Source organism: Bacteroides sp. AF20-13LB, assembly GCF_003603065.1.
GTDB lineage: Bacteria > Bacteroidota > Bacteroidia > Bacteroidales > Bacteroidaceae > Bacteroides > Bacteroides uniformis.
In genome coordinates this window covers 255174-269029 of record NZ_QTMH01000001.1, presented here as the reverse complement: position 1 = coordinate 269029, position 13856 = coordinate 255174, and the positions used below count along the sequence as shown (strand labels likewise).

The following is a 13856-nucleotide window of genomic DNA, read 5'->3' as shown; positions in this document are numbered from 1 at the left end:
GATACAATATTTTTATTTCATCATAGGTCTTATGCTGATGGTTCTCCGATATTCCTGCGGCATCGCCTTGTAAGCACCGAATACACCGCGGGCCGTACAGCCGACCCCGGTAGTGGCATAATCGAGATTCAGGGTCATGCCTTTCTGCTTCTGCAATTGGTAGGTATACATCGCTTTCGTCAGATTGTCTGTGCTGTACGGATAAATGTTGAAGTTGAACCATTCGTTCATCTTGAATTGAAGGCCGATGCCTTTGTCCGTGGTCAGTTGCAGCCAGCGTACATCTGTCCGCAATCCGTAATCTTGTGGCATTAGATAGGGCTCGTACATAGCTTGTACGGTAGAGGCATATATCCCCGTCGGATAGCCGGTTTTCCGGTCCGGATAGTTCTCTTGCGGTCCTCGGCCGTACCATTTCACTTGGTCGAGCGCATCGCTTACGGTCAGCGTAAGTCCTATGCGAGGAAACCAAAGCGGCATTTTCCCTTCAGGCTTCAATACATGGCGTATCTCTATCGTCCCTTCACTATTGATAATATACTCATAGTGGTTGATGATGCCGTTGTTCTGTATTCCTTCGATGTAGAGGTCTTTTTTCTCTTTTTCTCCTTTGCCCATCAATTCCGCATCAATGATGTGTATATGTACGCCTTCGGTGGTTTCGGACACCGAAAAAGAGAGGGGCTGATGTGTCAGGCGGTCAATCCCTGCAGAATACATTTCTGTGGCTACCGTGTATCCGTAACCTTCTTTCCAGTTGGAGGAGCGGGCGCTGGAGGCATTCCAGTTGTCCAGCTCATTGGCCAGCGGGGCACGCCAAAGATTCAGCCGGAGCGGTGATTCCAGCAGTTCCATATCTTGAACAACCATCGACGTCAGTTGTCCGTCGGTACGGTTGAATACATATTTGAAGCCATCTCCGGAGACAACCAATTCTTTCTCCGAAAGTGAATAGGAAGGTACGCCTTGAGCCTTTTCTTCCGAAGAGCATGGCAGGCTCCAAGGCAGTTCAAGTTCTTCCCATGCCACCTCATGTCCGGCTTTTGCCCACAATTCATCTTTTTTCAGGACGGCATGAAGCATCAGGCGGTATTCTTTGCCGGGAATCAGGGCTGGCTTCTTATAAGGTATGTGCACCAGCTCTTGGCTAAGCGGCGCTGTTGAGAGTGCCAAGTCGCCCGATTGAATAACCTTGTCATCTTCTTTCAATTCCCATCGTATGGCATATCGGGAAGCATTTGTATAATGATTGCGATTCCATAACTCAACGACTCCCTCTGTCACATCCGACATGGAAAAAGAAAGAGGTTGTCCGGTTTTCTTCATTTGCCACATTTCGGGCTGTACGCTACGGTCGGGCCAGATGCTGCCGTACGTACGTGCACCGATACCGTAACTGTAGAATGTACCATTTTCCGTCTCTTGCTCAAAATCTAGCCACAGAGCGGCTTCTTCCGGGTGAAAAGAGGAAGTCAGTGCCTTGGCGAAAATGCCGACTTCGTCCATTTGAGCATCGCAGATGTAGACCGAAGTCTCTTGGCCGTGTGTTTCTGCATTCCGACCGATGTTGACGGGGTAGGGGAAGTTCCGGATATTGCCCGATGCTTGTGTGGAGGCCTTTTCTGCTCCGTCTATATAGATGGACATTTTCTGTCCGTCGTAGACGCACGTCACTTGATGCCAGTTGTATTCCCAGTCAGTAGGCAAGGAGGCGCATACGGAATGCTTTTTATCAGTATAGATATAAAATTCCAGTTTGTCTTTACCGCGTTGTTGCAGCCCGAACTGATAATTGCCTTTTGTGATGAATGAGCCGCAACTGCTTACTAGTTTCCGGGGGTAGATTCTGCAAGTGAGTGTCAGTTCATTACTGTTCAACTCCACATTGTCTGCACGATAGACCTCTACCCATTGGTCGTGACCGTTCAAGTCCAGCACCGTGTTCTTTCCTTCCTTCACTAAGCGGGCATTTCCCATCAGATGGGCGGGAGTATGGAAGGGCGAAAGGTCGTCCACTTGCCTTATCCGTTCGGTCAGTCCCGGACTTACAAAATCCCAGATGGCCCCTCCCATCAGGCGGGGATGTCGGTAGATGGCTTCCCAATAATCGTCCAGGGCACCGCCGGCATTGCCTGCAACCGATAAGTATTCATCCATAAACGATGGTCGGGAATCCTCTCCTATGCCTACCTGCATTTCCAGTTCCATAGGAGTAGGGTAACGGGGTCCGATAATATCTTCTGCCGGATGGGAGAATGCATTTCCGCCATACATCCAGAAGCGGGTGGGGTCCAGCGATTTCCCTTCTTCAATGGTGTGGGTAATGTTGATACCTTCACCGCTTTCGTTTCCTGCGCTCCAGAACAAGACGCAGGGATGGTTTCTGTCCCGTAACACCATTCTGCGGCATCGCTCGCGATACATCTCTTCGTATTCCGGGAGACTTGAAATCCATTCCGAGGCATGGGCTTCATCGCCCACCTCGTCTATGATATAAAGCCCGTATTCATTGGCCAGTTCCAAATACTTATTCACCGGAGGATAGTGAGAGGTACGTACGGCATTGAAATTAAACTGTTTCAACAATTCAAAATCCTTGCGTATGGTGGCTTCGTCCATGACATGTCCCTCTTCGGGATGCTGCATGTGCGAATTTTGTGCATTGACTTTCAGTGGGATACCGTTAAGATAAAAAACACCGTCTTTGATTTCCGTCTTTTTGAATCCGATGACCGTTTCTATCTTGTCTTTCTGCAGACCGGCCGGATTGGATAATTCCAGACCGAGCGTATAAAGCTCGGGTGTCTCGGCTGTCCATTTCCGGGGTTCTTGTACCAAGGTATGCAACTGTATTGTCTTTTCCGCAGCGTCCATTTCAAATGGAGCTGCGGAAAAGTTACAGATAATCTTGCCGTTTTTATCCTTTAAGTAAGCTTTCAATCCATAATTCTCATTTGGCTTCTTTTGGTAGTCCTTGATTTTTACCTGAATACTTAACTGCGAATCGGTATACGTATTATCAAACTCTGTGATTACTTGCCAGTCGAATATCCTGACAGCAGGTGTGGCGTACAACCATACGTCGTCAAAGATTCCGGCCAGTCGCCAATAATCTTGTCCTTCCAGGTAATAGCCGTCCGAATACTTTAGTACACAGACAGCCAGCGTGTTTTCGCCCGGCTTCAAATAAGGAGTGATGTTGTATTCGGCAGGTTCTTGTGCTCCTTCATTGTAGCCCACTTCATGACCGTTGACCCATACAAAAGAAGCGGATGCCACTTTCTCGAACCTTAAAAATATCTGGTCTTTTGCTGCCCAACTTGCAGGTACCTTGAATGTTCGCCGGTATAGTCCGGTAGGGTTATACTCTTTGGGAGCATGTGGTGGATTCACCCCGAAGGGAGCAGATACATTTCTGAACAGCTTGTCACCATAACCTTGCATTTCCCAGTTTGAGGGAACTTTGATGTCGCCCCATTGCTTATCCGGGAATTCGGGGTTAAAAAAGTGTGCAAGTATCCCTTCCGGTGTATCGCACCAGAAAAACTTCCATGTCCCATTCAGTAGCATGCTCTTTTCGGGCATATGCCAAGCGTGTCCTTCCTCTTGTCCTTTTTCAAATACAGAAGGGTTGTCTATATACCAGAGCATATCCTTAAGGAAGGATTTGTCTTGTGCATAGGATTGCAGGCACAAGGCTACTGAACACAATGGCAGAAACAGTTTTCTCAGATTCATTTTTTTGTAATTCGTGCTGTCCATCCACCGCCGGGTGCCAGTTGTACATTGAGTTTGTCTTTGGCAGTGACGATGCGTACTTCTTTTTTATAGTCGGTAGCTTCACGGTCGGCATTGACGCCGTCGGCAAAGATTTCAGCTTCATAGTTTCCTTCGCCGAGGAAGGAGAGGTCGATGGTGCAGCTGCGCGGAGTCCAGTTGGTCATGCTGCCTACAAACCAAGTGTTTCCTTTGCGGCGTGCTATCGTGATGTATTCGGCTATTTTACCATCAAGGGCAATGGTTTCGTCGAAGGTAGTGGGAACCTTGGCGATGAAGTCGGTGCATTCCTGTTCCTTTATGTATTTGCTGGGACTGTCGGCAAGCATCTGCAAGGGTGCCTCGAAGACGGTGTACATAGCCATCTGGTGTACACGCGTACCTTGGCTCATGGGGTGATCGTTGACGGAGCGGAACAAGGAACGGGTGGCATTTACCATAGCTCCCGGCGTATAGTCCATCGGACCGACGAGTTGGCGCAGATAGGGAGCGGTAACGTCGTAGCGTGGAAAGTCATGCAAGGGCGCACCGTTCACGATGGGCTCCCACTTGCTGTTTTCCAGTCCTTTCACACCTTCAAAGTTGAGGATGTTGGGATAGGCGCGCTGGATACCAAAGGGTTTCAGTCCGTGTAGGTCAAGCAACATGTGATGTTTGGCGGCGCATGCTGCGAGCTGTTCGGTAGAAGAGATGGCGATTTGATCGTCGCGGTCGAAGAAGTCAATTTTGAAACCTTTGATTCCCATTTGTGCGTAGTGGCTGATAACTTGTTCCACGGCAGGGGAGATGTCGCCTCCTCCCGTAAGATTGCGCCAGCTTGCCCAGAGGATGATGCCTATGCCCTTTTGGTTGCCGTATGCCACCAGTTCTTCGAGATTGATTTCGGGACTGATGTCTTCCATTAATGATTCCTTTCCGCTCCAACCTTCGTCGATGATGATATACTCCAGCTGGTTTTCGGCGGCAAAGTCGATGTATTTCTTATAGGTGGGCGTATTCATGCCTGCCTTGAAGTCCACGCCGGTCAGGTTACAAGTATTCCACCAGTCCCATGCCACTTTTCCGGGTTTAATCCAGGATGTGTCAGCGATGCGGCATTCGGGTGCGAGGCGTTGCATCATGTCGTTGTTGGCGAGTTGTGTGTCGTGGGTAACAACAAGCACGGCACGCCAAGGATAGGTCTGTTTCCCTGTGGGACGCCCGTTGGGGCAGAAGTAGGGGGCATTGTTGGGCTTGCTGATAACGTCGGCACGTTTGGTAGGGACGAGGTTCAAGCGGTCATAGCCTCCGATGACTGTTTCCTGTGGATAGGGGGCGAATTCTGCCTTCACTCCGTGGGGCATCTGTGGGTTGGCAGTGAGGAACATGCCGGGATAGTTGGACAATCCGGCTTCCATAATGACGGCTTTCTTTCCGTTCTCCAGTTCTACCATCAGCGGAGTAATGGCAAGCGAGTCTTTGTACATGCGAGAGAGGGGGGCCTCATCGTAGTAGGACTCGAAGGAGTAGCAGTAACGCTCGCCGGCGCGATTGTCGTTAATATAGGGCACGAAAGCGTGGTAATCGCGGTCGAAGTTGAACTCGGCAATCTCGTCCTTCACGCAGAAAGGTTTGCGCAGTTCGGAAACAAAACGATAGGCGGCTCCGTCGTCGTAGGCGCGGAACTGTATGCTATAGCCGTTACGGCATTTCAGCGTGAGTTGGTTATAAGTGTCCTTCACATTCGCCTTTTTGTAGAAAGGAGTGGGGAAGGAAGTGTCGACGGAAGTACGGGTAGCTTTGGTCACCTTCACATTTTTGCCGAAGGTGAAAGCAATGGGCTTTCCCTCAGCTTCGGTGCATTGCATGGCAATGTCTGAAGGCAAAAGAACGGTGGTACCGTCGTGGGCAATCGCCCAGTTGAGGGTTTGTCCGGCTTCGATGTTGACAATTAGTTTTCCGTCCGGTGAATTCAGTTGATATTGCTGTGCTTGTGCCGTCAATGCACAAGAAAGCAATAGGCTGGCGAAACAAGTGCTGATTCTGTTCATTTTTATTTGATTATTGATTATGAATATTTGTTTAATTCCGTGGATATTTAACCGGAATAGCCATCATTTCTTCTAAGAAGAGAGGGTCGTCGAACTGGCAAGTCTGTCGGTTGTATTGTCCCCCCGGAGTGTCCCATAGCATTGGGCACATGCCGCGCGAGTAGATGGCTTCGGTTACGGAAACACAGAAGAGTCTTATCACTTCCTTTGTTCTGTTTCTGGAGTCGGCGCAATATTCGCCTATGATGACGGGGATTCCTTTGTCTACGCAATTCTTCTTCAGTAGGTCCATATTGTCGTTCAGTTCCTTGAAGTCAGCTTCCGTTCCCCAGCTTTCCCGGCCTACACCCCAATCGACAACCTCGCCTCCACCCAGTATGGCAAAGTTTGCGGGAGTATAGTAATGCACTGTAAGAGCAAGTCGGTTTGCGGGATCATTCGGCATCTTGAACAAGGGGTCGTAAGCATACTCCAAGTTGGTGTTGTAGATTTCCACCAACAGATGACGTTTGGCGTTGTTGCCGCCACTGTTTCTTACTATGTCGACAAAGAGCTGGTTGAGGTCGTTCACGTATCCCAGTGCCTTTGCCTTGTCGGCTTCACTACCGCCCCACGGAGTCCAAATCTCATCGTATCCGATTTCATTCATTGGCTCGAACAGTAAGTGGTCACCGTACTTTTCGAAGCGTTCACATATCTGTTTCCAGATGGAAGTGAATTTTTCTTTTGCTTTGCTGTCGGTGGGTACTTGTTTAATCCATTCGTTTTCGTGGTGGATATTGATGATAGCCACCATGCCACAGTCGAGGGTCCAGTTTAGGATTTTCTCTACGCGGTCCATCAGGTCAGGATGCACTTTGAAGTCGTCGGACAGCAGATTGCCCCAGCTGACCGGTATGCGCAGAGATGAGTAGCCCGCTTTGGCATATCCTTCAATGATTTCTTGTGTGATAATAGGGCTTCCCCATGCTTGTTCGTAATTGAGAATGTTGCTTGGGTCTATCCAGTCGCCCACGGCATCCAGCGTGTTGCCTAGGTTGATGCCCAGTCCCATTTCGTTAATCAGTTGGTGGGTTGTGAGATTCTCGCGTACAGTGTATTTTTCCGGTTCATCGCTTTGGATATAGGCCGCCTGCTCCACGTTGATTTCTTGTATATGCTCCTTTACGCTGACGGTGATGATGGCGTTGCGCACGTCGGGCGTAGTGTTGGGTTCTACGGTTATGTTATAGATTGCCTGTACGGGAGTGCTGCTTTCCGAGGTTACTTTGCACCATGCTTCCGAACTTTGGAAAGTGGCTGGTTCATTGGGGGTGATACCGAATTTCTTGCTACCACCCGTTTGTTCAAAATGGAAAGAAGTAGGCTCTACGATGATTTTCAGCTCCTTTTTATCGTCAGAGCAAGCTGTCATCAGAAATAGAACCAGGCTGGTTAATAAGGTTTTCTTGAAGATTTGTGTCATGGTATCGGTAAAATTTCGTTTTAATAATTTCGGTGTATTTATTTTTAGACGCTGATTCAATTGAATCAGCGTCTAAGAGTTTAAAAGAAGGTGTCACTTTGTGTAATCCTGTGCCAGAATTTAATTCAAATTATTGTATCTTGACAACTCGGAAATTATCAAAATACATTTCGATGTTGTATGGACCGTTTTCGCTGGGGTTTGTCATCTGGAGTGCCAACTCGTCACCGTCACGTTTTTGGAACTCGCCCCAAGTGGTTTCGTCTACCAGTTCGGAGAGCGGAATGCTGCACTGCATCCATTGGCCTACTTCGGTTTTTCCGGTGAAGTCGCTCACCGGACGATAGTTCGTGTAGTTGTGAGCCTCATTCCCTTTGAGGTAGATGCGGAATACAGGACCTTCGCCATATTCCACTGCCACGAAGCATTCGAACTGCAAAGCCAGTTCGGAAGTCGGTGTATCGGTAGGCAGGAAGGCTGTGTCAATGCCCCATACGGCACCGTTCTGCAATTGGCCCCACCAGTAATTCCATGCTGAAAGTTCCCCTGATATGCTGTAGCATTTACCATCCGAGAAGAAAGGAGCTGCTGTACCGTCGGCAGTGACGGGTACAGCTTGCCCGCCCCAGGAGAACCAACCGATGTTGTCATAGTTCAATACTATATTCTCCAAAGGATAGAAGCCCGGAACTTCGGCAGTACCGCCCATTGTGGTAATGGCGAGTGAGCAAGTGCCTTGCGGTGCACGCGGCATGGTAAAGGTAAGCATATCGTTAGCTTCGCTTACGGTAACAGTAGAGAGATCTACCGAGCGATTGCCCATTGTGATGGAGACGATATCCATAAAATTCTGTCCCAGTACGGTAACTGTGGTACCCGTGATAGGCATCATGGAGCTTACCTTGCTGATACTTGGTGGGAGGGCTGTGCGACGGAAGGGAGTAAATGCGGATGCGGTATAGCACTCCACTACCAGACTGCCTTCATCAATCAGGCCTGCGGGAGCATTGAATGATATTTCGTCAAAGTTCTTGTTTACCGTGTAGTCCGTTACTTCTACCGAAACAGGTGCATTGGTGATGTCGTCCACGGCAGTGGTGAAATAAACGCGCTGAATTTCGTAGAAGTTACCGCCCACGATGCGCAGAGGCGTGCCCGTCTCCACGGGGAAGGTTGTGGCTACACGGGTGATGTAGGGTGCGGGCGAGAGTACATGCATGGAGTACGTGGCAATGCCGTGCGAGGTCTCGATACGCAGTTCGCCTTTCAGTTCGGGGTTGGCACCCGTCAGTTGCAATTCGCCGGGGATAGTGAGGATGAGACTGGTGGAAGTGCCGTAGTTGCTATTGAACGAAACTTCTTGTTCGTTGATGAACACTTTCCGCACATCATTCAGATTTTCGCCGATGACTACAATCATGGTGCCCGGATTTACATCGGTGAACGTACTGTCGGCCTTCTCTGGGTCGACAAGACGGATGTGGTGGATTACGGGAACACCGCCGCCCTCGTCATCGTTGCAGGCGGTGAAAAGGTTGCATGCCAACAGGATGGTGAGCAACACAAAAGGAAAATGTATATATTTCATATTAAAGTCGTTATTTGAGATAATGAATGTATAACTTGGTTTATTCACTGAATTCGTATGCTACCGGTTCTTCGTTCAGTAGCGGATTCTGGATGACATCGCTTTCCGGATAAGGCATCAGGATGTTGCCGTGGTGGATTTCGATGTTCTCGCCCGGTTCCTGCCAATTTTCTATGCCTTCGAGGAAAGTGTCGCCTTCTTTCTTGCCGAAGTGGAGGTAACCGTCTTCGTCTTTCACGATGAGGTCTACTGTGTAGCCGCGGTGTTGGTTCTGGAAGTAATTCAGCATGTAGTCGGGTTTCCAGTGATACCACGATACCATGTCATACCAGTTACAATACTCCATCGAGAACTCTACGCGGCGTTCGCGAATGATGTCTTCGAAGGTTACGCGTTCCTTGCGGGGGATACGTGCACGGTCGCGCACTTGGTTCAATGCTTCCAGGCCGGGACCACCGGCCAGTTCTTCGCTGTTGCCCAGACAAGCTTCGGCATAGGTCAGGTAAACATCGGCAAGGCGTAGGATGTAGGTGTTGAGCGGAGAGTTCATGGACTGGATATAACCGTCGTTGTCGTCGTCCGGACCGCCCGGTACACCTTTTTTAATGCAAGAGGTGGCGCCGTCGTAAGTATAACCACCGTCGGCAATGCAGATGTATGAATAGTATGTACCCGGTGTGCAGAAGGTGGCGTTGCGGCGGATAGTGTCGCCCAACTCATATTGCTGGAGCATATCTATACTTGCCTGATAGCTGCTCCATACGTTTACACCGCCGGTCATCTTGCTGTTGCCGGCGAGGTCGGCAAGCAGAGTGTTGCATACGCCCCAATCACCCAGTGGCACCCACTGCATGGCAATGAGCGATTCGGGATTGTTGTTGTGCTTATACTTGAAGAGGTCTTCATAGTTTTCGTAAAGGCTGATGCCGCTGTTGTTTATCACGTCAGCGGCCAGTTCCTTGGCTTTCTCCAGGTCGGCGTTGTCGCGTGTGCCTCCTTTCCAGCCTGAGCGGGCGAGGTAGACTTTGGCAAGCATGCCTTTTGCACCCCATGCGTTGACACGTCCTTTGGCGGTTGCCACTTCAGGAAGATTCTCGACTGCATAAGTGAGGTCACGAATAACGAGTTCCAGCACATCTTCTTCGCGGTGGAGCGGTTGCATGGGATTGGCAACCACTTTGTCGTTGTCTTCGATGATGATAACCGGTCCCCAGAGGCGAACCATGTAGAAGTAGGCACAAGCACGCATCAGGCGGGCTTCGGCAATGGCTGTGCGCTTGGCACGTTCGCTTACGCTGTTGCTACATTTGGTCTGCACATCACTGATAACTGCATTGGCCATTGTAATGACCGAGTAGAAACCTGTCCATGCATTGGCAAGGTTTTCGCTCAGGGCTGTCACCTTGAAGTTGGTGAACTCGGGAGCTCCCCAGCGACTGAAGTTATCGTTGGCACGGTTACTGCCCAGCGGCACGATGGCGCGGGAGTTGAGGTCGAACCATGCACGGTTGTAAAGCGGTGCAGTGGCTTGTTCGAGTGCATCGTCGGAAGTGTAGTATGTCACATCTACGTAGTTTCCTTCGGGAGCACGTTCCAAAAATGAGTCGCTGCATGCCGTAAGCAGAAGGAGCGATGATATAAGGGTTAGAAATCTGTGTTTCATAACTATATTGAGATTTTAAATGATAAATGATTTGTCTGGCTCATTAGAAATTGAAGTTAAGGCCAAATGTATAGATACGTTGCGAAGGATAGCGCGCATCGTCCACACCACGTAGCAATACATTGTAGTTCAAAGCGCCTATTTCGGGATCGTAGCCTTTGTAGCCTGTGATGGTACAGAGGTTCTGGATGTTGACGTAGAGGCGCAGATGGTCTATCTGCAAACGGCGCAACCATTTCTGTGGGAAGGTGTACCCCAGCGAGATGTTTTTTATGCGGAGGTAGGAAGCGTCTTCAACAAAGCGGTCGGAGATACGGTTGTTGTCGTTGGCGCTACTGGTAGTGATGCGTTGTACTTTGGCTGCATCGGCGTTGGCCACGTAAACATTGGAAAGTACCTCGTCGCCCACTTCGGGGTCGTGCATGGCGATTTGGGCAATGCCGGTAGCTTCTTTCAGCAGGTTGCTGTTACGCATGGGATCGGTGAAGGTGCGGCGAATCAGGTTGATAGCCTTGTTGCCCACCGAGCCGTTCAGGAAGATGTTGAGGTCAAATCCTTTATAAGAAAGGTAGTTGTTGAAGCCGAACGTGAATTTGGGTGCCGGATTGCCGAGGAACGTGCGGTCTTTCTCATCAATTACACCGTTGTTGTCGCGGTCTTCATAGATGTAGTCACCTACCCAGATGCCCGATTTGCCGATGGTCTGGTCTTTCGGGATGGCTACTTGGATGCGGTTGCCCGTTTCGTCGAGCAGGAAGTTGCCGTCGGCACCTTTCTTGTAGAAATCTCCTTCTTCCTTGAACATACCGATTACTTTATAGCCGTAGAACTGCCCGACCGGTTCGCCCACCATGGTGTAGGTCAGTGTTTCCGAACCGTTGATTCCCGAAATAGCGGATGATTCGGAGTAGAGCTTCGTCACTTCGTTGTGGTTGATGGAGAAGGTGAGTCCTGAGGTCCAGGTGAAATCACGTGTCTGGATGTTGTGCGTGTTCAGGGTAAATTCTACACCTTTGTTGGTCATGGCACCGGCATTGACCCACGGTGCACGAATCAGACCGCTTACGTAGGTAGGAAGAGAAGCTTGCATCAGCAGATTGTCCGTTTTCTTGTAATAAGCATCGGCGATGAACTCTATGCGGTTGTTGAAGAGGGCGAGGTCGAGTCCTACATTGAAGGAGTTTGTTTCTTCCCACTTCAGTTCACGATTAGGATAGTTGCCTGCATAGAAACCAGTACCCCAGATGGAGGCTGCCGAAGCCATGGTGACGCCGTAGGCATAGGAACCCGCCCATTGGTTACCTACTACACCCCAACCCAGGCGGAGTTTCAGTGAGTTGATGGCTTCCACATCTTTGAGGAAAGCTTCGTTGTTGACTTTCCAAGCCAATGCTACCGAAGGGAACCAACCCCAACGACTTTCTTTGGCAAACGAAGACGAACCGTCGGCACGGAGCGTAGCGGTCAGCAAGTAGCGGTCGTTGTAGTTGTAGTTCAGACGGCCGAAGTATGATTCGATGGCGGATGAACCACGGGAACTGTTGGCTTTTGCTGTTGTGGCATCACCCGCATCCAGTTCGTGTACGGAGTTGAAGAGGAAGTTGGTACGGCTGCCGCTCAGCGACTCGTACTTGTTTTCTTGCGCTTCGTGTCCCAGCATGGCAGAGAGGCCGTGTTTGCCGAAGGTATTATTATAAGTAAAGTAAGTTTTCAATGTCCAGTTGCTTCCGTTGCCGGCTCCACGGCTTGCTGACGACTGCTGCTTGAAGTGCTCGTAGTCGTAGGAGGGGGTAAACTTATAGTCGTTGCTGTAATTGAAGTTGGCGGCATATTCCGTGCGGAATACGAGTCCTTTCCACAGCTTGATGTCGGCAAAGGCGTTGACATAGACTTGTGTGTTGCGACTATAGTTTTCGTTTTGGATAAGGTCGGAGAGGGGGTTGGAGAAGTAAGTTCCATACATGTTCTCCGTCTGCATGCCGAAACTGCCGTCCGGGTTGCGGGCAGGCACTTCGGGGAGCTGGTTTAGGGCATTGTAGATGGCACCCGAACCGTCTACGTTGTTGGTCTGCTGTGTACGGGCTACGGAGGCGCGCAAGCCGGTGGTGAGCCACTTGTTGATGTCGTTGTCCATGTTGACGCGGAAAGAGAAACGCTCAAAGTCCGAACCGAATACAATACCGTCTTGCTGCATGTAGCCGCCGGAGAGCGAGTATTTCATGCTCTTCGAACCTCCGGAGATGTTTATCTGATGGTTGTGCATCGGGGCAGTGCGGAAGATTTCATTCTGCCAGTCGGTACCGCGGCTGAGGAGTGAGGGGTCTTTGAACTCTTCGCGTGCACCGAAGCCGATGGTGGCGGCGCGGAGGTTCTGGTAAACTGCATATTCGGGGAGTGTCAGTGTTTCCAGTTTCTTGGGAAGCTGTTGCAAGGCATAGTAACCTTCGTAGGAGACCTTCGTTTTGCCCTCTTCGCCCTGACGGGTGGTGATGAGTACTACACCGTTGGAGGCGCGGCTACCATAGATGGCTGTGGCCGATGCATCTTTCAATACTTCCATGGAAACGATGTCTGCAGGGTTGATGGAACTGAGCACGCTGCTGTTGCTGGTGTTGTTGCCTGAGATGGCTACACCGTCGATAACGTAGAGCGGTTCGTTGCCGTTCAAGGAGTTGATACCACGGATGCTGACCGAGATACCGCCACCCGGAGTTCCGGAATTCTGGGTCACCTGCACACCGGCGGCACGTCCTTGCAAAGCTTGGTCGAGCGAGGTGACTACGGACTTTTTCAGTTCGTCACCCGTCACGCTGACTACGGAACCGGTCAGGTCACTGCGTTTCATCGTACCGTATCCCACTACTACTACTTCGTCCAGCATCTCATTGTCTTCTTGCAGCAGTATGTCGATGCGGATGGTGCGCTCTACTTTCACCTCTTTGGTGCGGTAGCCGATGTAAGAGACTATCAATGTTTGTCCCAGATTTGCCTGGATGGTGTAACGGCCGTCGATGTCGGTAATGCCGCCCGTATTGGTTTCTTTCACTTTGACGGTGGCTCCTACAAGTGGCTCACCGCCCGATTCTGATTTAACGATACCGGATACTGTTTTGGTTTGTCCATACGTGGAAACAATACCCAAACCTAGTAACACGATAACAAGCAATTGTCTCAATTTTGTCCATTCCCATTGAGAGCATACATTTGCGTGTAACTTCATAATACTTTAATTTAAGATTTAAAAATAACTGTTATTAAAAGCTACTGCAAATATGGAAAGTTATCATAATAGCATAGGTCTATCATGTCTCAAATAACATACCTTTATGTTTC

Annotated in this window: 6 protein-coding genes; all 6 read right to left on the bottom strand. The window is 49.8% G+C overall.

The features are described from left to right. Nucleotides 1-12: 12 nt before the first annotated feature. Nucleotides 13-3738 (bottom strand): glycoside hydrolase family 2 TIM barrel-domain containing protein, encoded by a 3726-nt coding sequence (locus DWX62_RS01040; protein ID WP_229126651.1) that lies wholly within the window; start codon nucleotides 3736-3738, stop codon nucleotides 13-15. Next, nucleotides 3735-5807: a glycoside hydrolase family 97 protein gene (locus DWX62_RS01035; protein WP_057256297.1), complete on the bottom strand. Its 2073-nt coding sequence runs from the start codon at nucleotides 5805-5807 to the stop codon at nucleotides 3735-3737. Before DWX62_RS01035 ends, DWX62_RS01040 begins: the two co-directional genes overlap by 4 nt. A gap of 31 nt (nucleotides 5808-5838) precedes the next feature. Beyond that, nucleotides 5839-7272 (bottom strand): cellulase family glycosylhydrolase, encoded by a 1434-nt coding sequence (locus tag DWX62_RS01030; RefSeq protein ID WP_005830286.1) that lies wholly within the window; start codon nucleotides 7270-7272, stop codon nucleotides 5839-5841. 130 nt (nucleotides 7273-7402) lie between these two features. Continuing rightward, nucleotides 7403-8860 (bottom strand): glycan-binding surface protein, encoded by a 1458-nt coding sequence (locus DWX62_RS01025; RefSeq protein WP_034525954.1) that lies wholly within the window; start codon nucleotides 8858-8860, stop codon nucleotides 7403-7405. Nucleotides 8861-8900: 40 nt separating this feature from the next. Further along, nucleotides 8901-10523 (bottom strand): RagB/SusD family nutrient uptake outer membrane protein, encoded by a 1623-nt coding sequence (locus tag DWX62_RS01020; RefSeq protein ID WP_005830278.1) that lies wholly within the window; start codon nucleotides 10521-10523, stop codon nucleotides 8901-8903. Between the two features lie 43 nt (nucleotides 10524-10566). Beyond that, nucleotides 10567-13743, bottom strand: a complete 3177-nt coding sequence (locus DWX62_RS01015; protein ID WP_005830275.1) for a TonB-dependent receptor — start codon at nucleotides 13741-13743, stop codon at nucleotides 10567-10569. Nucleotides 13744-13856: the final 113 nt, after the last annotated feature.

Coding starts and splice junctions, on each gene's coding strand:
- DWX62_RS01040 (WP_229126651.1), bottom strand. CDS start 3,738: ATGAATCTGAGAAAACTGTTTCTGCCATTGTGTTCAGTAGCCTTGTGC.
- DWX62_RS01035 (WP_057256297.1), bottom strand. CDS start 5,807: ATGAACAGAATCAGCACTTGTTTCGCCAGCCTATTGCTTTCTTGTGCA.
- DWX62_RS01030 (WP_005830286.1), bottom strand. CDS start 7,272: ATGACACAAATCTTCAAGAAAACCTTATTAACCAGCCTGGTTCTATTT.
- DWX62_RS01025 (WP_034525954.1), bottom strand. CDS start 8,860: ATGAAATATATACATTTTCCTTTTGTGTTGCTCACCATCCTGTTGGCA.
- DWX62_RS01020 (WP_005830278.1), bottom strand. CDS start 10,523: ATGAAACACAGATTTCTAACCCTTATATCATCGCTCCTTCTGCTTACG.
- DWX62_RS01015 (WP_005830275.1), bottom strand. CDS start 13,743: ATGAAGTTACACGCAAATGTATGCTCTCAATGGGAATGGACAAAATTG.